Here is a 19,553-nt window from a genome sequence, read left to right as displayed (position 1 = left end):
TGCCTGGAGGTATCTCAGACCTTCGGGGTAACGCGATCGAGAATTGCTGCGAAATCTACACTGCGCGGGAGGGTTCCGTAGACACTTCCCCGATCACCGTTCAACCGGGTGGCGATGAATGCGTCGGCTACAGCCTGGTGCCCCTGACGAACCAGCAAGGACGCCTGCAAGACCAGCGCCATCTTTTCGATCACTCTGCGTGCCAATACTTCTGCGCTCGCCACATCGGCAAGCTCGACGCGAATTTCACGCACCGTCCGCGAGATGCTCGGCTCGTCGCCCGCCAACTCGACCTCGGCAAAGAAGGCTTCGACTGTTTGCGGACTCTTGTTCATCGCACGCAGGACATCGAGGGCGGCAACGTTGCCACTGCCTTCCCAGATTCCGTTGAGCGGCGACTCGCGGAACAGACGCGGCATCTGCGATTCCTCGATAAATCCGTTGCCACCGAAGCATTCCAGCGATTCCGCAGCATGTGCCGGCCAGCGCTTGCAGATCCAGTACTTGCCGACGGCCAATGCCAGTCGCAGGAATTCGGCTTCGGCTTTGTCGCCACGGGTGGAGCGGTCGTGGGCTCCGGCCAGTCGCATCATGAGCAACGATGCGGCTTCCGATTCTATTGCCAAGTCGGACAGTACGTTTCGCATCAAGGGCTGGTCGATGAGATAGCTTCCGAATGCCTTGCGGTACGTCGCGTGGTGCGCCGCTTGCGTGACTCCGCGGCGCATTCCGGATGCCGCACCGATCAGGCAATCCAAGCGCGTCATGTTGACCATCTTGATGATGGTCGGAACCCCGCGGCCCTCTTCGCCGATCCGCCAACCGATTGCATTCTCGTACTCGATCTCACCCGAAGGATTCGAGCGGTTGCCCAGCTTGTCCTTGAGTCGCATCAGACGAATGTTGTTGTGGGTGCCGTCGGGAAGTACGCGGGGAACCAGGAAGCAGGTGACGCCGGAATCCGTCTGCGCCAGAGCAAGATACAGATCGGCCATGGTTGCCGAGGTGAACCATTTGTGGCCGACGATCAGGTAGCTGCCGTCGGACTGTCGTGTAGCGCGAGTGGTGTTGGCGCGGATGTCGGAGCCGCCCTGCTTCTCCGTCATCGACATCGTCGCCAACAGTCCGGCCTTGCTCAGCGGCGCTTTCAGCCCGGGCTCGTAAAGCCGGTTGGACAGCAATGCCTCGTAGGTGTCCGCCAACTCCGGAGTGTCGCGCAACGCCGGAATCGCGGCGTACGTCGCGGAGATCGGGCAGGTGTGGCCGGCCTCGACATTGCTCCAGACGTAGAACTTTGCCGCGCGCGCAACGTGGCTTCCCGCGCGGTCGTCACTCCACGGGGATCCGTGCAATCCGTTAGCGACTGCCGTCGACATGAGGTCGTGCCAGGCCGGATGAAATTCGATGTCGTCGATCCGGTGACCGAAACGGTCGTACGGCTTCAGGATCGGCGGGTTCTCGTTGGCGAGCCGGCCCCAGTCCTGCACCTTCTCGGTACCCGCCAGGATTCCGAGGTCGTTGACCTCGTCCGTTGCCCACCCGGCTCCTTCGCGAGCCAGTCCGTCCAGCAGCGTCCGATCGTCCGCGACGTTGTGACCGAGAAGGGGGTTGGCCTGATTGAAAACCTCATGTGTCTGCATGACTGTCTCCTTCGACTGTTTCAATGGACATTACAGATTCCAAACAGTCGATGTCAATATGCAATATCAATCCTCGCTACTGCCTCCGACCTCGGGAATTGCAACAAACTCCTCCTGATAATTTGCCCACGCCAAGTGCACTCGCGCCGCAGACCACGCCGGCGGCAACATCTCGGAAGGCAACACCGGATCGGTCAGCAGGTGACGCACGATTGCCGTCGCGACCGTGAACCGATCCACCGTCGTATCGGCTACGTCCATCAGAGCCAACAGACGACGCGACTCCGCGTCCCATCCTTCGAGGTCCCACAACTGCGCAACCAACGCGGCGCCGTCCTCCGCGGGAACAGCGCGAAATCGTTGCACCGGCTGATCGGCCAAGTCCAACGGCCGAATCAGGTTCGCGGGCCGCATCCACACACCTTCACGCAATTCCGCCAGACGCAATCGCGAAAGCCGAGAACGCAGAATCGCTCGATCGCCCGGATCACGACCGACCCCCGTCACCACCACGATTTCCCAGTCCCCGTCCCACGGACGGGTCACCTGCTCGACCTCGTGCAGCACCCGCTGGCGGCGCTCCAGAAGCGGCGCACTCAACGTGAAGCCGTCGTCGACGCGAATCAGGTCGCCACCGGTGACCATGCGACTGAGCGCGGCGCGCGCCGCCGACTCCTTGATGTCGAATGCACCAGCCGCTCGAACCACCTGCGCCGGTGTAGGGCGTGCCGGATGGTTGCTGACAAGCAAACTGAGGATCACTCCACGAGCAGTCAATCGAGGTAGGTGTGACTCCAGATCCAGCTCGGGGGAATGAGTGGTGCCGTCCACAGGTCGAACTCCTAGAGGTTGCGGACGCCGCTACCCGGCGTCTACGGACTATCGTTACTGACGATCATTCCAGCAGGCCGGATGCCGAACGAAGTTACTACATTCGTGAAGAACACCGACCCCCACGAAGGGCAAGAAGTAGCTGATGGCCAATCAAGACCAGTTCGGTCCAGTCGAATACATCGCTGTCGAATTTCCCGACGGTACAGTCACTGCCGACGGTTTCGAGCAGTTGCTCGCAGCCGTCGACAACGGGACCATTCGCATCCTCGATCTCGAGTTCGTCGCCAAGGCTGCGGACAGTTCATTGAGCGTGGTTCCGGCATCCACATTCGACCTCGCAGATTTTGATCTGTCCCAGTTCGACGGCGCCGCTTCCGGGCTCCTCGACGCGGCGGACATCGCGGCCGTCGGCGAAGATATCGCAGCCGGAAGTGTTGCAGCAGTTCTCGTTTACGAAGAAATGACTCTGCTGCCGGTACTCGACGCGTGGGCACGAGCCGGTGGCCGCGTGATCACCGAAGGCCACATCTCACTCGACGAGTTGGCAACCGCACTGAACGAGACGGAGAACGAAGCATGAGCTTTATCAGGCGAGCCAGCCGCGTAGCCGTCGCAAGTTCCATTCACGGAAATGTTCAGCGCCGTCAGCGAACCCGTTGGGCCGAAGCAGACCAGCGCGCAGAGCAGGCTCAGGTCCAGCAGGTCCCGGTGGTTCAGCCGATTCCCGATCTGCCGCCGCTACCCGTTGCGTCGGAAATTTCCATGGACGCCAAGATCGAGCAGCTCACCAAGCTCGGCGAATTGAAGGCTGCGGGCGTCCTCACCGACGCCGAGTTCGATGCGCAGAAGGCTCGCATTCTCGGGTAGTCGAAGCCCCGAACTGAACAAACCCACCACAAACGGCCCGAAATCCGCGCTTTCGGGCCGTTTGTTCTGCCCAACTCGTTTTGTCCCAGTCGCTGGAGCTTTGCTCTAGAGCTAAGCTCCAATTTATGACGGGGGCAACAAGAATTACCGGGGATATTTCAGCGCGGACCAAGATCATCGAGGCAGCACGACGCGTCTTCGTGAATCCTGGTTATGCGGCAGCGACCATCAAACAACTCGCCGAGGCAGCCGAAGTTTCGGTGCAAAGTGTGTACTTCGTATTCGGCAACAAACCAAGTGTCTTGGCGGCGTTACTCGATGTTTCGGTCAGCGGCGACGAGGCACGAGTGAGCACTCTCGATCGGCCCTGGGTGGCAGCCGCGCTCGGCGCCCCACACCCGCTTGGACAACTCCGAATTCAGGTACATCACGGACGGCTCATCCTCGAAAGAACTGCGGATATCCTGCTGGCCTTGCGGGCTGCAGCATCCGCCGACGAAGACGCAGCGCTTCTCTGGCAGATCAATCGCGAACAGCGTCGAACTGTGCAGCAGCACCTCATGATCGGACTTGTCGAGAAAGCTCCGACCGTCGACCTCGAGACTGCGGTGAATACCGCACTCAGCTTGTCCAGCGCCGAAACCTTTACCGATCTGGTGATCGATGCGGGCTGGAGCGGTCAACGCTACGAGGAGTGGGTAGTCGACACTCTCTCGGCAACCCTCGGCCTGGACCGACAACCGAAATCCAGGCCGCGAAGCGGCTGATCAGCCGTTTGGGTTGTCCAAGGTGTGACGCGGGTTGTTCCACAGACGCTCGGTCAGATCGTGCAGAACCGCGAGGGTGATCGTGTCGTCGTCGCGGCGAAGCAACGACTGACTGACCGTCGCCCGCACCAAGGTGCTGTCGGCGTGCACAAATTCCTTGATGGAACCCGGCTCCGAACTCAACTCGCGGTGGGCCTGCTCAGCACTGACGTCGTCGGCATCCTTGTCATACAGGATGTCCTGCAAACGCAGTGCTGAGACGGCCTTTTTGGGGTAACCCATCATGTCCGCGAACGACGGATTGGCAAAGACGATGCTTCCGTCACGGTGCACGGCCATCACCGGCACGGGCAATCTGTCGAGCAGGATCAGAGCCGGCATCTGCTCCAGATCAGCTATCGGTGATTGCGTCGGCGGCGCAACATTGCGGCGGCGTTCCATAACACGTCCTCTCATGTTGCCCAAGTCGACAACAGTCTAGCGTCCCAGCAAATGATCGGTTGTCTATCGGTTCCCAGGACGTGTCGAGGCGTGACGACGCAGCCGCCACGATCAGGCTGCGAACACCGACTGATCTGTTGTCAAAGCTCCATCCACCACACGATAGACAACATCCATCCGATGCAGATGGCCGCGATCGTGAGTGACGAGAAGGGTTGCCGCCTCACGTTCTCGTACTACCCCGATGATCAGATCCATCACTGCGGCACCACGCTCCTGATCGAGGGCACTCGTCGGCTCGTCGACCACCAAAAGCTGCGGATCGTTCATCAATGCGCGCGCAAGATTCACTCGCTGACGCTGCCCACCCGACAGTTGCGCAGGCCGCTTTCCGCTCTGATCCGCCAATCCGACGGCATCGAGCAAATCCATCGCTTTCTCTTTTACAGCCTTGCGCTGCGCCCGGGGCGTGAACACCGACTGACCCAGATGCGCCATCACCTCGAGCTGCTCCAGAGCCGTCAACGACGACACCAGATTGGACTGCTGGAACACGATCCCGATCGAATTACGTCGCAACTCGGACGCCGCCTTACGGCTGAGCGCAGCGATGTCGGTGCTTCCCTCCGGCGTACGGAAGTAGACGTGACCCGAATCAGGACGGATGAGCGTCGACGCCACCGCGAGCAGGGTGGACTTGCCCGAGCCCGACGGTCCGGTAATCGCCGCAATCTCGCCGCGGCGCAAGCTCAACGACACATTGTCGAGAGCCGTGATCCGAGACTGGCCGTCGGGGAAAGTGAGGTTGACGTTCTGGAGATCGAGAACAGTGCTGCCGATTGTCATCGTGTGCTCCCTAGGGCTGTGAGTGGATCTGTGGTCACGAGGAAACGGAGGGCGAATGCTGCGCCGACCAACCCGAGGCCGATGAGCGCCAACGCCGGGACCAACGTGGTGGAGAGACTCAGCACGAACGGCATCGCGTCACCCATGAGAGTTCCTGCGATTGCCGTCAATCCGATACCTATCGACACGCCGATCAGCAGAACGATGAACGCCTGTCCCAACGCATCGCGCACAAGCGAACCTGTTGTTGCACCAAGCGCTTTCAGCGTCGCAACGTCGGGCATGCGCTGGATGGTCCACACTGTGAAGAACGCGCCGATCACCAGAGCCGAGATCGCGAAGAGCATGAACGTCATCAGCGTCAACGAGCCGTTCTCAGCTGCGTAGGACCCGATGGCCTGGAGCGAACCGCTCACCGTCGTCGACGTAGTGCCTGCTGCAGAATTGATCGCCGAAGCATCCGAAGCACCCGAAACCGCCAGGATTGTCGCTACCCCGCCGCGCGGATTTGCATCCTGCCAATCGCCGAGTGTCATCCAGACAACAGGAGTGTGGCTGTACCAGTCGTCGCCGCGAACAGCGGTAACCGTGAACTGGTTGGCACCCACACTGATGTGGTCACCGGCAGCGGCACCCAAGTCACGGGCTGCGCCTTCACTGAGGATTACCGTTCCGGGTGCGCTCGGCGTCAAGTCACCGAAACCGCTGTCCGCGCCGAACAGCGACACCGACTGCTGGTTGGAACCCACCAGTCCGGCTTTTCCGCGGGCGATGCCCACCGGATCGACAGTCTTTGCGCCCGCCGTCCAGGCCTTCAGCTGATCTGCGGTGATCGCCGACTCGTCGAACGACGCTCCCGAACCGGTATCAGCGAAAACGACGGTATCGGCCTTCATGGATTCGATGGCAGACACGTTCTGATGGCGCAGCCCAGCGGTCAAACCGCTGAGAAAACTGACCAGAAGTGCAACCATCAGAACCACTACCGAGATCAACGCGAAACGACCTCGCGCTGCCCGTAAGTCCCTCATTGCGACAAACACTGTGAATTCCTTTCCTGTGCTTGCCTCTACACTCCCGCTGATTCACACTCTTTCCATCACACCTCGGACGGACATCGCGGCCACCGAAAGAATGACACTTCGTTACAACTTTTGATGGATGGCGAGCGCCCGAATCTGGTTATGCTGGGCGGGATGCATCGATCACCGCTCACACCCGTCTTTGCCGGCCTTCAGCTCGGCCTGCATGTGCTTGTTGTCGCGCTGACCGGTGTCGTGTTCCTCCGGGCAATCGTCGACGAATCCACCCTGACGCCCTATATCGTTTCTCTGTCGGTGATCTTTGCCGCCGTCTACCTGTTCGGGGTGTTCAAGCGCCTGCGCGGCAATGCTGCACGCTGGTGGCTGGCCGCACTGACCTTGGTGTGGATTGTCCTGATGGGGTTGTCTGCCGAAGCCGCCTATCTCGTTTTCGGTCTGTTCTTCCTCTACATCCACCTACTCCGACGCCCATGGAGCCTGATCGCGGTAGTAGTTGCGACTGCCATCTCCGTGACCGGGACCGGTCTGCACCGAGAATGGTCTTTGGGGGGCGCAATCGGACCGATGATCGGCGCCGCTGTCGCAGTGGCCATCGGACTCGGCTATCAGGCTTTGTACCGCGAAGCAGCCGAGCGTGGTCGCCTCATCGACGAATTAATGAACACCCGTGAAGAATTGGCGGCAACGTCGCGAGACGCCGGTAAATTCGCGGAGCGAGAAAGGCTGGCAGCCGAGATTCACGACACGGTGGCACAAGGACTTTCAAGTATTCAGATGCTGCTGCACGCTGCCGAGCGGGCCGATCCGGATAGCCCCGCAGTCAGGCAGATCAGCCTCGCCCGCGAAGCCGCCGCCGACAGTCTCGCCGAAACCAGGCAACTGATAGCGGAATTGACGCCGGCAGTTCTGGACGGGCAGTCCTTGGCCGAGGCATTAGGCCGGATCTGCGATCGCGCGGCCAGCGCTCGGCTCGAAGCCCACGCCGTTATCGAAGGTGAAGCAGTAGCGTTGCCGATGCCCCTCGAAGCCACCCTGGTCCGCATCGCCCAGGGCGCAGTAGCCAATGTGCTTCGGCACGCCCAAGCCACCAGGATGGCCGTGACCCTCACCTACTCCGAAGACACCGTGAGTCTCGATATCGTCGACAACGGAATCGGTTTCGACGTAGCGGCACTCGACCGGGGACCAGCCGAATCCTTCGGACTCAATGCCATTCGACGACGCGTCCAACTACAGGGCGGCACCTTCGATATCGAATCCGAACCCGGCCACACGGCCGTCACCGTAACTTTCCCCCTCCAAGACGGTGAAGAATGATCCGGTTGCTTCTCGCCGACGACCACGCCATCGTTCGTGCCGGCTTGCGTGCCTTGCTCGAGAGTGAAACCGACATCGCAGTAATCGGCGAAGCCGGGACAGCCGAAGAAGCAATCGCGTTCTGTGCTACCACTCCAGTCGACTTGGTACTCATGGATTTACGCTTCGGTGGCGGCAAATCCGGAGTCGACGCCACCCGCGCCGTCTGCGCCTTGCCGAACCCGCCCCACGTTCTGGTAGTGACCAACTACGACACCGACGCCGATATCCTCAGCGCCGTCGAGGCCGGAGCAAGTGGCTACCTCCTCAAGGACACCCCACCTTCCGAACTGCTCGCGGCCGTCCGCTCCGCAGCCGCAGGAGACAGCGTCCTGTCCCCCTCTATCGCATCCAAACTGATGACACGCGTTCGGAAGCCCGAAACCAGTCTCAGCCCAAGGGAAATCGAAGTCTTGAAGCTGGTTGCCGCCGGCAAGTCGAATCGCGAAATCGGCAAGGAACTGTTCCTCAGCGAGACCACGGTGAAATCGCATCTCGTCCATATCTTCGGCAAATTGGGTGTGAAATCTCGAACCTCGGCCGTCGCCCGGGCACGGGAGCTCGGCTCGATCTGAGGCTACGGCGAAGATCGGCTCGACCCTGTTGTCCGGTCGAATATAGTTGCTTGTCAACAACTCTCGGGTAGAGCTCTCTCAAATCTGTCCGAAATGTCCCTAGGAATCGAAATCCTGTTCGATTAGAATTAGCGCATGGGGAATCGGGAAGCATGGCAACTGGACGGTGAGGGACTCAAAACGGAGGTCCTCGACCTAGTCCGCGCCCGGCACGATATGCAATCGCGCATGGTGCACCTCGTTGTCGAAATGTTCACCCGTGATGCTCTCCCGGATACGGGCTTTCGGGCTATCGCCCAGTGGCTGCACCGATCCACCAATCTCGAGATCGGCGAATGCAGTCAACTGGTCTCGCTTGCACGGTTATTCATGCTCGAACCTGTAGTCGCACAATCCTTTCACGACGGTGATATCGATATGCAGAAGGCGCGGCAGGTAGCCCAGTTCTGCCAGCACCCACCCAAGAACATGCATACCGCGGACATCGAAAAGGCCCGCGAAATCCTGCTGGACCTGGCCTCGAAAAAAGTTTCCGACTGCGATGCCATCCGTGCGGCAATCCGGCGTATCGAAAAGAAGTACGGCAACCGCGACGATGGTGTCCCCATTGGAGAGGATTCCGAGCGCAACGAGTTCTATGCGTCCAAAGGTTTGTACGGCCGCGTCAGCGTCAAAGGTGACCTCGATGCCGTCAACGGCGCCCGGTTGATCGCCCTGCTGTCAGGCCTCTCGAAGCCGACTCCCGAAATTGACGGCGTGAAAGATCTTCGTACCCCGGCACTTCGACGCGCTGACGGTTTCTGTGAACTGTTGCGCCGCTTCGAGATGGCCGGCCTCGGGCCCGTCGAAGGTGGCGTCAAACCGCACCTGACGATCACCGCCACCGCGAAAGACCTCACAGACCTTCAGGCCCTCAAAGACCTTTTGCCGTCCACCGAAGAACTCGGGTATGCGATCACCAACTGGGCCGGCCCCATCAGTCTCGACAGTGCCCGCATGCTGGCCTGCGACTGCACGGTCACCCGAATCCTGCTCGACCAGAACGGTGTTCCGCTCAATCATGGGCTCGACGAGCGAACCGCGACAGTCCCGCAGCGGCGAGCTTTGGCCGTCAGAGATGGCGGATGCGCCTTCCCGGGGTGCGGTACTCCGCCCGGATGGTGCGATGCCCACCATATTGTTCATTGGACGGACAGTGGTCCAACGGATTTCGACAATCTCATACTTTTGTGTGGCCATCATCATCGGTTGCTGCACCATACCGAGTGGAGTGTCGAGATCGGGGATGACCGGAAAACCCGGTTCTATCCACCGATGTCGGTAGATCCGTATCAGGTTCCGATACCGGGGAACAGTCCGCCGACAGCCGCGTGAACAACCGAATAGTCAACGGGTGCACCGGGGCAGAAACATGCCCCGGTGCACGGCGGCGTGCGAGAGTGAAAGCACCGTGATCACTTAGCTGTTGTGTCAGTGGATGTTTCAGTCGGGGTTTCGGTCGGCTCAGTTTCTGCGGGCTTCTCGGCCAGCAGCTCGAACAGAGCGCGTCGCGCTTCGGCAAGAATCGCCTCGGCCTTGGCCACCTGCTCGGGCGTTCCACCGGTGGCTACCGCGATAACGGCACCTCGGAGAAGTCCCATCTCCGGATGCAATGCTGCGCCGGATTCAGTGAAGTCCGGGCGACCGAATCCACGATGGCCAGGGCCTCGATGATCGGGGCGACCGCGCCGGCCTTCGGGACGGCCTCCGAATCCGCGACCTCCGCGCGGTTCAGATCCACGGCGTCCACGACGCTCGTGGTCACGTCCGCAGTCTTCGCGGCGTTCTTGCAGTTCTGGGTTGTTGTGTGGGGCGTACATGTTGTCCTCCTGGACTGTTTGTGTTTACTTGACGTATCGACGATATATCGACAATAGATCGAACGCAAGGGTTGGGAGAAGAATTCCCGCCATCTCACGAACGTAGGCTGAGGCCGTGAACATGGACCTGCAAGCCCAGGCTGCCGACGTACTTCGGCGTCTGGCGCTCGATTGACGACGGCTTCGATCGCCTATCCGCGCGGAAGCGCGCAATTGCGCAACGCCTACCTGAAGTACGTGTCACAGATCGTGGACGCTCGTCACCCGATTGCGATTGCGACGCATGATCGCGACATCATCGAAGCGCTATGCACAGAACATGATTCGGCACTCAAGGCCGACCATGTCGAGTTCGAAATGTTGCTGGGCCTTGGAACCGAACAACTCGATGCCCTGAGCGCAGCGGGCTTCACCACTCGCGAATATGTGCTCTTCGGAACCGAGTGGTGGCTGTACGTACTCAATCGTATTGCCGAAGAACCGGAACGGATCTACACAGCACTCATCGACGCCGCCGGCTGATCAGAACACCAGACAAAGCGGGGCCGCACTCGACATGAGTGCGGCCCCGCTTTTGTGGGTACTACTTTTCGAGAAAGCCCTTGATCCGCGCCAGCGTGGTTTCGATCCCGCTCTGCATCAGCTGATCTCGGTCCCGCCCCAGCACTCCACTTCCGGACAGAATTCGCACGTGGAGTGGCGCCGACGCAAAGACCTCGCGGGTCTCGGTGAGCAGAGTTCCCGCATCGGAGGGTTCCACGAGAAACGTCCACCGAGCCTTCGACTCGTCCACTTCGAACGAAAACTTCTGACCGTCAACAACTTCGGTGACAGTGCAGCGAGTACTCCAGCGAATCAGACCATGCTTGTTGGTGCCGGTGAACTTCGCACCAACGGTCCCCGGTTTTCCGGAAGTCCACTTGCCGCCCGTGTTTTCGGGACTGAAGCGACCCATTCCTTCGAGGTCGCTGACCACTGCCCAGACCGCTGACGGTGTTGCCTCGATATATGCGCTTGCGCGTTCCACCCGTTACCGGCCCGGAACCCAGGACATGATCTTGATGGCGTGAGGCATGAGCTTGGCCCACATCTTGGCCGGAATTCCGCGCGGCCCACCAAGATTCATGATGCGGGTGGTTGCAATCGTCTGCGGTTCGGTGTACTTGGTCAAACCTTCGGGTCCGTGACGGCGTCCGATACCCGAGACACCCATGCCGCCCATCGGCGCTGCGGTGCTGCCCCAGGTGGGTGCGTAGCCTTCATCGACGTTGACGGTGCCCGCGTGAATACGTGCGGCAATTGCCTCGCCGGCGGCCTTGCTGCCGGCCCAGACGCTGGCGTTGAGACCGTACTCGGTGTCATTGGCCTGGGCGATGGCCTCTTCGACATCCTTGACGGGGTAGATCGACACGAGAGGCCCGAAGGTCTCGTCGCGGTAGCAGTCGGCGTCGGCGGGAACTCCGGTGAGCAGGGTGGGTTCGTAGAACAGCGGTCCGATGTCCGGGCGGGCCTTTCCGCCGGCAATAACGGTGGCGCCCTTCACAACTGCGTCGTCGACATGGGCGGAGATAGCCTTGACCTGAGCCTCGGAGACGAGGCTGCCCATCTCGATGCCGAATTCGTAGCCGGCTGCGATGTTCATCTTCTTGACGCGGTCACCGAACATACGAATGAACTCGGGTGCGATGGACTCTTCGACGTAGATGCGCTCGATCGAGATGCATAGCTGGCCGGAGTTGGAGAAGCACGCACGCACGGCGGCGTCCGTAACCTCACGCAAATCAGCACCCGCGGCGACGATCATCGGGTTCTTGCCACCGAGCTCGGCGGAGAAGCCGATGAGACGGCGTCCCGCCTGCTCGGCCAGCAGCTGGCCGGTCGCGGTGGAACCGGTGAACATCAGGTATTCGGTGTTCTCGACCAGCGCGGTACCCACAACGGAGCCCGGTCCGGGAACAACGGCAAACAGGTCGCGCGGCAAACCGGCTTTGTACATCAGTTCTACGCAGGCGAGCGCGCAGTACGGCGTCTGGCTGTCCGGCTTGAGAACGACGGCGTTGCCGGCGATCAGCGCAGCGATGGCGTCGGACACCGCCAGTGTCATCGGGTAGTTCCACGGCGAGATGACGCCGACAACACCCTTGGGCTGGTAGCGGACGACGGTCTTCGTCAGACCCGGAAGCATGCCCGAGACGCGGCGCGGACGCAGCAGCTTCGGGGCAACGCGTGCGTAGTGGCGTGCCGTCATCGAGATGTCGAGGACTTCTTCCTGCGCCGCAGTGCGCGACTTGCCGGTCTCGGCCTGAGCCATGTCCATGAGTGAGTCGCGGTTCTCGAGGATGAGATCGCGGTAGCGATGGAAGATGGCAGCGCGCTCGAGGACGGGACGCTTGGCCCATTCCTTCTGAGCGACTCGGGCACGGGCGATGGCCGCGAGAGCATCGTCGGCGGTGCCGACGGGGATGGTCGCCAGCTCCTTGCCGGTGAACACCTCGGTAATGGACTTCGTCGGGCGATCGGCAACATTGTCGATGGCGATCAGTTCGGCGAGCCGCGAGAAGGTCGCAGCGGACGGAGCAGGCATTTCTTTACCCCTACTGGTGAGTAGTTCCTTGAGTTACACACAACCTACCCCGTCGGTGGTGCCGATCACAGTGTCGATTCACACAGAAACAACTACCGCGTGTTTCGGTCGCTTCGCGATCAGCAATGACATCACCGCCGCAATCGCACACAGCCCGCCCGCCACATAGAACGCCGCGTCGTACGAGCCGATCTGATCGCGGACCAGGCCCGCCAGGAAGGCCACGAGGCCGGCACCGATCTGATGCGACGCCAGCACCCAACCGAACACAATGGGGGCGTCGGCCCCGAAATGCTGCCGGCACAGCGCGACAGTCGGCGGAACCGTCGCCACCCAGTCGAGTCCGTAGAAAATGACGAACGCGATCATCGGCGGATTGACCGTGTTGGCGAGAAGCAACGGCAGGAAAAGCAGCGAGATCCCGCGAAACAGGTAGTAGACGCCGAGAAGTTTCCGCGAGTCCATCCGGTCGGTGAACCACCCCGACGCGATAGTCCCGACCATGTCCAAGATTCCGATCACCGCCAGGAGCGACGCGGCCGTCGTGATCGGCATGCCGTGATCGTGCGACGCCGGAACGAAGTGCGTGCCGATGAGCCCGTTGGTGCTCGCACCGCAGATTGCGAAAGTTCCTGCAAGGAGCCAGAACACCTTGGTTTTCGACGCCGTCACCAGCACCGAAATTGCGCGGCCCGCAGCGCCGCCTCGTTGGTGGACGGGCAAGGCCGGGGCAACGTAATCGGCTGGCGCACCGTAAGGCGTCGTACCTACGTCGGACGGGAAATTTCGTAGGAACAGGAGAACAAACGGCACGACGGCCAGCGCGGCGAACGAGACGGTGAAGGCGACGCTCTGCCAGTCGTAGGTTTCGGCGATCTTGGCCAGGACGGGCAGGAACACCAGCTGACCGGCCGCGCTGCCAGCGGTCAGGATGCCGGTCACGAGCCCACGCTTCTCGACAAACCAGCGGTCGACGATGGTCGCGACAAATGCCAGGGCCATCGATCCGGTGCCGAGGCCGACAAAAACGCCCCAAAGCAGGACGAGCTGCCAACTCGATGTCATGAAGATGGTCAGGCCGCTACCGAGGGAGATCAGCACCAAAGCCGAGGTGACAACAGCCCGAATCCCGAAGCGCTCCATGAGCGCCGCCGCAAACGGTGACGTGAGGCCGTACAGAACAAGGTTCACGGAGACGGCAGCCGAAATACTGGCCCGCGACCAGCCGAAATCCTCGTGCAGCGGTTCGATCAGTATCGACGGGGCCGCGCGGAAGCTAGCCGCACCGACCAGAGCGAGAAACGCCACGATCGCAACCGACCAGGCACGATGAAAGCGCGGTGGGGCGGATTTCGGCCGTGCGGTCTCAGAACTCACAGTGAGAATTCTGCAGGTTCAACGCCCCCGAAAGAAGCGCCCACTTGCTCCGACACGTCGATCGACGCATATTCCAGGCACCGGCGTAAACCGACCGAACGGGGCAACTATCCTGGGAGTATGGCCGAACAGACCCGCCCGAGTTTCCCCCAGTACTGCGGATACCTTCTGGGTAAGACGCTCCCCGACACCTACCAGGATTGGGTTCGCAACGATCTTGTCGGTCCGGGTGCGCAGGTCCGCTACATCGTTCGTTTCACCGTGCCGGCGATGCTCATCCTCATGCTGTTCCTCTTGATCCCGGGACCGATCTGGATTCCCCTGGCCATGATGGCTCTACTGCTCATCCCGCTGGCCTATTTTGTCGTGGCGTTGGGCACCATCTACCGCCGTCACCGCCTCCTGAGCCACGGTCTCGATCCGGATCTGCTGAACGAGAAGGCGCAGCGCCGCGCCGACAGCGACCGTGAGGACTACGAAAAGCGTCACGGTCGCTGAGCCGACTAGCAGGCGCCGGAGTTCACTGCCTGCCCGGCGAGCATCCTCGTCGTGAAATCCATGGCGTCGTCGTAGGATGCCCCGATAGCTCCCCGGTGATCAGCACCCTCGTAGGTCTTGAACTCGACCTCCGAACCCTTGCTGCAGAAATCCTTGACCGCTCCGGTTGTACTTCCCACCGAGACAAGCACATCCGCAGTTCCCTGGGCGAACAGCGTGGGGACCTTGGGTGTCACCGTCGCCAACTCCTGCTTGTTCAGGTTTGCCGTCAGAGCCGTGAGATCCGCTCCCGCACGGAAGATCTGGTTGACGGGTATCGGCGGCACTGCCCGAACCGCGGCGAGACAACCCGTACGTGCCGCTTCGAGGAGAGGCTGCGCCTCGTCGGAGAGCAAGTCTTCGGCGATAATCGACGGGTCTGCTGCCTGGACGCCGAGAAGGATGACCGGAACAAACGGCACCGCACCTGACATGGCCGCGTTGCCGGATGACACCAACTCCGGAATCTTGGCAGTTCCGTTTCCGGGAGCAACCGACACAGCGCCCTTCAGATTCAATTCGGGCGCACGCTCCTGACCGAGTGCCGCGGTAAAGACCGCCGCCTGTCCACCCTGACTGTGTCCCATGGCAAACCAGTCCTTGCCGACCGACGGGTCCATCTGCCGCGCAGCGCGAACGATATCCGTCACGGTGTTGGCCGCGCTGGTCCCGTTCATGTATGGATGCCCGCCAGGTGTGCCGAGCCCTTCGAAGTCGGTTTGCACCACAACATATCCATTGGCGACCCATTTATCGAGCGTCTGGTCCACCCCCGAAAGGTAATCGTGCACCGGGCCCTTCGGGGTATCTGCCGACGGCGCACACGCATCGGCTACACCGGTGGTTCCGTGCGCCCAACTGACTACCGGCCAGCCGCCCGCCGGAGCGGGTGTCTTGGGAATAGCGACCACTCCGGACACCAGAATTGGTTCTCCGGAGGCACTTTGAGACAGGTACGTGATGCGCTCGTTCTTGGCGGCGCTGGGCAGTGCCGCAGATTCGATCAGATTGTGCGCGGTGATCAATGTTCCCGGCGACAACTGAGGTGCGGCTTGAACGGACCCGAAGGAAAGAGATCCCTCAGCCGACGCCGTGGAAGTAAAGGCAGCTGCCGATACAGCCGCGCACAGCGCCAGAGTTCCGCTGGATAGTCGGACAACACGCTTCTTCTGAACAGCCTTCACGAAATTACCTCCACAGTAAGTCAATTGGAAACGATCAGTGCAAGGCGACTGTTGCGCCGATCAAACCTTGGGCTTCGTAGATCTTGGCGGCGACCTCGTCACGCATCGCCACGAACTCCGGTGTCGAACGGATCGCGGTATCCGTCGGCTGCTGATTGTCGCCCTTGAACCACACTTTGCGGTCGTAGATCACCCGCCCGGGGCGAGCGCCCATCACGATGACTCGGGTACCGAGGAAGATTGCCTCTTCCACACTGTGCGTCACGAAGAACACGGTTTTACGACGCTCACGCCACAGATCGAGCAATTCGAGTTGCAGCTTCTCGCGGGTCATCGCGTCGAGCGCACCGAAAGGCTCGTCCATCAATATGATTCGCGGATCGGTGATGAGAACGCGGGCGATCTGACAGCGCTGCTGCTGACCACCGGACAGCTCGTACGGCTTACGGTCGCCGTACAATTCCAAGCCCACCAGTTCCAACATCCGATCAGCCTCAGCCGCACGTTCCGCGCGAGGCACACCCCGCATCTTCAGGCCGAACTCCACGTTCTTCCGCACGGACAACCACGGATACAGGTTCGAATGTTGAAACACCACACCACGATCCGGATCGGGACCCTTGATGTGAGTGTTTCCGACCATGATGGTGCCTTCGGTCGGCTCCTGAAAACCGGCGAGCATCTGCAAGAGCGTCGTCTTACCGCAACCGGATGGTCCGACGACGCATACAAATTCTTCCGGTTCGAAGGTCAAGCTGGTCGAGTCGAGCGCAAGGACAGATTCGCCGGCGGTGACGTATTCTTTCCGAACATCGGTGAGCACTACCCGGGTGCTGAGATCGACAGCGGTAGTCATGGCTGGCCTACTTTCTTCACTGCGTCCGTGTAGATTCCGCTGACGTAGGCGCTACCGGGACTGACCGCGTCGATATTTCCCTGCTCCAGAAGGAACTTCGCAGTCCCCGACAGGCTCTGCGCGAAATCTCCACCGAGGTAGGTATTGCTCGCCTGATCAGCGGCCGACAGATACGTATAGCCGGCCAACTGCGGCGTGATCAGATTCGGTGCGATACCGAGTTGCGCCGACATCGACACCGCCGCACCCGTGGGATCTGCGTTGATCCGACCGGCCGCATAGTCTTGCAGCTTGGTCCACATGGCCATGAATTCCGGATTGGCAGAAACGAATTCAGTGGTGGCACCGGACAAATCGAACGTGGGGGCACCCATCTCAGAGACATCGGCACTACTCATGATGACGTGCCCGTCGGCGGTCAACTTTGACAGTGTCGGATCCCAGACCCACGCGGCATCAATCTGCCCACCCTGCCAGGCCCCGAGCATCGCATCGGGCTTCAAGCTCATCAGAGTGACCTCCGCGGCCATGTTCGCAGCACTGAGAGCAGCAAGGAGGCTGTAATGCGACGTGCTACCGAACGGTGTGGCAATCTTCTTGCCGCGCAGTCCTTCCAGTGTTGTGATGGACGGATCTTTCACGACCAGCGATTCCGCTTCTCCGATGACATCCTGGATCCACACCACCTGCATCGGAATGTTCAGCGGAGCCGACAACGCCATTGTTGCCGGACTCGAACCCAACGTTCCCAGATCCAGGCTTCCGGAACCGAAGGCCTGCACTACATCCTGACCGGAGCTGAACTTGCTCCACGTGATGTCTGCGTTGGGCATACAGGCCTCGAGCAACCCCTGATCCTTGACTATCAGATCACCGTTGGGAATGTCCTGATACCCGATGCGGGCAGTCGTGGTGACCGATTCATCCACCACAACAGGACAAGTCACCGAAGTGGCCATCGAGCGGCTCATCTCACCACGGCCCGTTTCCACACAGCCGGTGAGGGTGGTTCCCAGGGCCGCAGCCGTCATCACTGCAATTGCCGTGCGTCCTGAATTGCTGATCATGCCTTACCCTTCCATGGCGCTACGAGTGTTCCCACTGCCTTGATGGCCGAGTCGAGAACAAGTGCGGCACAACCGATAACGATGATGCACGCAATTGTCAGAGGAGTATTGAGCTGTGTGCCGGCCAGATACGCGAGTCCGCCGATACCGGGAATACCGTTGTTGAGTTCCGCGGCAACCACCGTCGTCCAGGCAAATCCGACGGCAATCCGAATTCCGTTGATCACTTCCGGCAACGTCGACGGAAAGACCACATTGGTGAGAACCTGAGTACGGCTGGCGCCCAGCGCCTTCGCGGCATTGATCTGATCCACCTTGACGGAGGTGACGCCGTTCAGCGTGGCGATCGCGATGGGTGGAAAAGCTGCGAGGAAAAGCAGCCAAATCTTGGACGTGTCACCGATTCCGAACCAGACGATCAGCAGACCGATGTATCCGAGCGGCGGCAATGCACGCAAGAAGTTCAGGTACGGCTCCACGAAAGTCCTGATCGGAACCGACATGCCCATCGCAAAACCGATCAACGGTCCCACGATGACAGCCGCTCCGACACCGGCCGCAATGCGCTGCCCACTGGCGATCAGATGCTCCCATAGGAAGTAGTTCTGCTCGCCGAGTACTTCGCGGTCGACTCCGGGTGCAACCTGATGCCACGTATTGGCCCTGATAAACGCATCCCACACCGAACCCGGCGAGGGAAGGAACAATTCGTCGATCACACCGGCGGCGGTAATTCCCCACCAGATCACCAGAAAGGCAAACAGTGCCGCACACCGAACTCCGATGGAGCGCAGCCGGCTCGGCGAAAAGTACTTCTTCTTGCGCGGCCGTGACACTGCCGGTACCGGAGCACTGGGTAGCGTCTTCGTGATCGCCGGCGCGGGGCTGGTAGTTGTCATACGGTCCTCCGGTGCACTCGTTGTGCGGATGTCTGGTCACGAGCGAGGACGAGCATCGAATCGACATTGACGCGGCTCGGCCGGGTGACCACCCAGGCAACACATTCGGCGATATCATCAGCGGTGAGCGGATCTGCGCCCGCGTACACGGCGTCGGCGCGCGCCTTGTCGCCGCCGAAGCGGACCATGCTGAATTCGGTTTCCACCATGCCGGGGTCGATCTGACAAACGCGAATGGGCTCGCCCAGCAATTCGAGGCGCAGCACCCGAGTAAGTGCTGTCACAGCATGTTTCGCGGCGTTGTACCCGCCACCTCCGAGATACGGTTCACGTCCGGCGATTGACCCGATGCTGACGACGGTAGCGTTTTCGCTCTCACGAAGACGCGGGAGGAGGCGCTGCGTGACGCGCAGTACGCCGAGCACGTTCACATCGAACATCGCGGTCCAGTCTGCCTCGTCGGCGTCCGCGATGCTGTCTGCTCCCAGTGCGCCGCCGGCGTTGTTGACCAGTACGTCACAGCGATCGATCTGGCCACAGAAGGCGTCGACCGATGCGACGTCGGTGACATCGAGAGGCACAGCGCGAGCGCCTGTTTCACGAGCCAACTCCTCGAGTCGATCCATTCTGCGTGCGCCCATCACCACGTCGAACCCCTCCTTGACGAGGTGCCGCACCGTAGCGGCACCAATGCCACTGCTGGCCCCGGTAACCACGGCAACTGGAGATTTCATGACGGACATAGTTGGGAACTCCTCGATGAATGATGTTTCGGCCCTGAGAGATACCCCAAGGCGCTGCTGAACTGTGCACCAGTGTTC

Annotated in this window: 22 protein-coding genes; 8 read left to right on the top strand and 14 right to left on the bottom strand. The window is 60.8% G+C overall.

Annotated features, from left to right (window positions below):
* Positions 1-14: 14 nt before the first annotated feature.
* Together BDB13_RS04955 and BDB13_RS04950 are read right to left on the bottom strand one after the other, a co-directional pair.
* Positions 15-1,640: an acyl-CoA dehydrogenase family protein gene (locus BDB13_RS04955; protein ID WP_094270658.1), complete on the bottom strand. Its 1,626-nt coding sequence runs from the start codon at positions 1,638-1,640 to the stop codon at positions 15-17.
* A gap of 66 nt (positions 1,641-1,706) precedes the next feature.
* A complete protein-coding gene (locus BDB13_RS04950; RefSeq protein WP_217902117.1) occupies positions 1,707-2,471 on the bottom strand; it encodes a PaaX family transcriptional regulator C-terminal domain-containing protein in 765 nt (254 codons plus the stop codon).
* A 145-nt stretch (positions 2,472-2,616) separates the two neighbouring features.
* Here BDB13_RS04950 and BDB13_RS04945 point away from each other — a divergent pair, with 145 nt between their 5' ends.
* The 3 genes from BDB13_RS04945 to BDB13_RS04935 all read left to right on the top strand — a co-directional run bounded on the left by BDB13_RS04945 (position 2,617) and on the right by BDB13_RS04935 (position 4,108).
* A complete protein-coding gene (locus tag BDB13_RS04945) occupies positions 2,617-3,054 on the top strand; it encodes a DUF6325 family protein (RefSeq protein ID WP_094270657.1) in 438 nt (145 codons plus the stop codon).
* On the top strand, positions 3,051-3,341 hold the full coding sequence (locus tag BDB13_RS04940; RefSeq protein WP_094270656.1) for an SHOCT domain-containing protein: 291 nt from the start codon (positions 3,051-3,053) through the stop codon (positions 3,339-3,341). Before BDB13_RS04945 ends, BDB13_RS04940 begins: the two co-directional genes overlap by 4 nt.
* 125 nt (positions 3,342-3,466) lie before the next feature.
* Positions 3,467-4,108 (top strand): TetR/AcrR family transcriptional regulator, encoded by a 642-nt coding sequence (locus tag BDB13_RS04935; protein WP_094270655.1) that lies wholly within the window; start codon positions 3,467-3,469, stop codon positions 4,106-4,108.
* Here BDB13_RS04935 and BDB13_RS04930 read toward each other — a convergent pair whose 3' ends face one another.
* The 3 genes from BDB13_RS04930 to BDB13_RS04920 all read right to left on the bottom strand — a co-directional run bounded on the left by BDB13_RS04930 (position 4,109) and on the right by BDB13_RS04920 (position 6,438).
* Entirely contained in the window at positions 4,109-4,564 is a 456-nt protein-coding gene (locus tag BDB13_RS04930; protein WP_254922716.1) for a PAS domain S-box protein, read from the bottom strand.
* A gap of 96 nt (positions 4,565-4,660) precedes the next feature.
* Positions 4,661-5,395: an ABC transporter ATP-binding protein gene (locus BDB13_RS04925; RefSeq protein ID WP_094270653.1), complete on the bottom strand. Its 735-nt coding sequence runs from the start codon at positions 5,393-5,395 to the stop codon at positions 4,661-4,663.
* The gene (locus BDB13_RS04920; RefSeq protein WP_094270652.1) at positions 5,392-6,438 is read right to left on the bottom strand and encodes an ABC transporter permease; all 1,047 of its coding nucleotides are present in this window, start codon (positions 6,436-6,438) and stop codon (positions 5,392-5,394) included. The genes BDB13_RS04925 and BDB13_RS04920 overlap by 4 nt, the downstream gene beginning before the upstream one ends.
* 114 nt (positions 6,439-6,552) lie before the next feature.
* Here BDB13_RS04920 and BDB13_RS04915 point away from each other — a divergent pair, with 114 nt between their 5' ends.
* The 3 genes from BDB13_RS04915 (at position 6,553) to BDB13_RS04905 (ending at position 9,743) form a co-directional block, all read left to right on the top strand.
* Positions 6,553-7,755: a sensor histidine kinase gene (locus tag BDB13_RS04915; RefSeq protein ID WP_094270651.1), complete on the top strand. Its 1,203-nt coding sequence runs from the start codon at positions 6,553-6,555 to the stop codon at positions 7,753-7,755.
* Entirely contained in the window at positions 7,752-8,369 is a 618-nt protein-coding gene (locus tag BDB13_RS04910) for a LuxR C-terminal-related transcriptional regulator (RefSeq protein WP_094270650.1), read from the top strand. The genes BDB13_RS04915 and BDB13_RS04910 overlap by 4 nt, the downstream gene beginning before the upstream one ends.
* A 135-nt stretch (positions 8,370-8,504) precedes the next feature.
* Positions 8,505-9,743 (top strand): HNH endonuclease signature motif containing protein, encoded by a 1,239-nt coding sequence (locus tag BDB13_RS04905; protein WP_094270649.1) that lies wholly within the window; start codon positions 8,505-8,507, stop codon positions 9,741-9,743.
* Between the two features lie 80 nt (positions 9,744-9,823).
* On the opposite strand, the gene BDB13_RS32810 is transcribed toward BDB13_RS04905, so the two are convergent.
* Positions 9,824-10,228, bottom strand: coding sequence for a hypothetical protein (locus BDB13_RS32810; RefSeq protein WP_254922715.1), 405 nt, complete (start codon positions 10,226-10,228; stop codon positions 9,824-9,826).
* Between the two features lie 171 nt (positions 10,229-10,399).
* Here BDB13_RS32810 and BDB13_RS04890 point away from each other — a divergent pair, with 171 nt between their 5' ends.
* Positions 10,400-10,750, top strand: a complete 351-nt coding sequence (locus tag BDB13_RS04890; protein ID WP_141210614.1) for a proline dehydrogenase family protein — start codon at positions 10,400-10,402, stop codon at positions 10,748-10,750.
* A 61-nt stretch (positions 10,751-10,811) separates the two neighbouring features.
* Here BDB13_RS04890 and BDB13_RS04885 read toward each other — a convergent pair whose 3' ends face one another.
* From BDB13_RS04885 to BDB13_RS04875, 3 genes are all read right to left on the bottom strand, one after another.
* The gene (locus BDB13_RS04885; protein WP_094270646.1) at positions 10,812-11,255 is read right to left on the bottom strand and encodes an SRPBCC family protein; all 444 of its coding nucleotides are present in this window, start codon (positions 11,253-11,255) and stop codon (positions 10,812-10,814) included.
* Between the two features lie 3 nt (positions 11,256-11,258).
* Complete coding sequence (locus BDB13_RS04880) at positions 11,259-12,812, bottom strand: succinic semialdehyde dehydrogenase (RefSeq protein WP_094270645.1); 1,554 nt, start codon at positions 12,810-12,812, stop codon at positions 11,259-11,261.
* Between the two features lie 78 nt (positions 12,813-12,890).
* Positions 12,891-14,189, bottom strand: coding sequence for an MFS transporter (locus BDB13_RS04875; protein WP_094270644.1), 1,299 nt, complete (start codon positions 14,187-14,189; stop codon positions 12,891-12,893).
* Positions 14,190-14,309: 120 nt separating this feature from the next.
* Here BDB13_RS04875 and BDB13_RS04870 point away from each other — a divergent pair, with 120 nt between their 5' ends.
* Positions 14,310-14,687 (top strand): DUF5313 family protein, encoded by a 378-nt coding sequence (locus BDB13_RS04870; protein WP_094270643.1) that lies wholly within the window; start codon positions 14,310-14,312, stop codon positions 14,685-14,687.
* Between the two features lie 5 nt (positions 14,688-14,692).
* On the opposite strand, the gene BDB13_RS04865 is transcribed toward BDB13_RS04870, so the two are convergent.
* Genes BDB13_RS04865 through BDB13_RS04845 form a run of 5 tightly spaced genes read right to left on the bottom strand, consistent with a single transcriptional unit; the run spans position 14,693 to position 19,466 of the window.
* A complete protein-coding gene (locus tag BDB13_RS04865; RefSeq protein ID WP_254922714.1) occupies positions 14,693-15,910 on the bottom strand; it encodes a lipase family protein in 1,218 nt (405 codons plus the stop codon).
* Positions 15,911-15,944: 34 nt separating this feature from the next.
* Positions 15,945-16,766: an ABC transporter ATP-binding protein gene (locus BDB13_RS04860; protein ID WP_094270642.1), complete on the bottom strand. Its 822-nt coding sequence runs from the start codon at positions 16,764-16,766 to the stop codon at positions 15,945-15,947.
* Complete coding sequence (locus BDB13_RS04855; protein ID WP_094270641.1) at positions 16,763-17,833, bottom strand: taurine ABC transporter substrate-binding protein; 1,071 nt, start codon at positions 17,831-17,833, stop codon at positions 16,763-16,765. Before BDB13_RS04855 ends, BDB13_RS04860 begins: the two co-directional genes overlap by 4 nt.
* Positions 17,830-18,732 (bottom strand): ABC transporter permease, encoded by a 903-nt coding sequence (locus tag BDB13_RS04850; RefSeq protein ID WP_094270640.1) that lies wholly within the window; start codon positions 18,730-18,732, stop codon positions 17,830-17,832. Before BDB13_RS04850 ends, BDB13_RS04855 begins: the two co-directional genes overlap by 4 nt.
* Complete coding sequence (locus BDB13_RS04845) at positions 18,729-19,466, bottom strand: SDR family NAD(P)-dependent oxidoreductase (RefSeq protein WP_176459528.1); 738 nt, start codon at positions 19,464-19,466, stop codon at positions 18,729-18,731. Before BDB13_RS04845 ends, BDB13_RS04850 begins: the two co-directional genes overlap by 4 nt.
* Between the last annotated feature and the right edge of the window lie 87 nt (positions 19,467-19,553).

The sequence above is a fragment of the Rhodococcus sp. OK302 genome (genome assembly GCF_002245895.1).
Classification (GTDB): domain Bacteria; phylum Actinomycetota; class Actinomycetes; order Mycobacteriales; family Mycobacteriaceae; genus Rhodococcus_F.
This window is presented reverse-complemented; position numbering and strand designations above follow the sequence as displayed.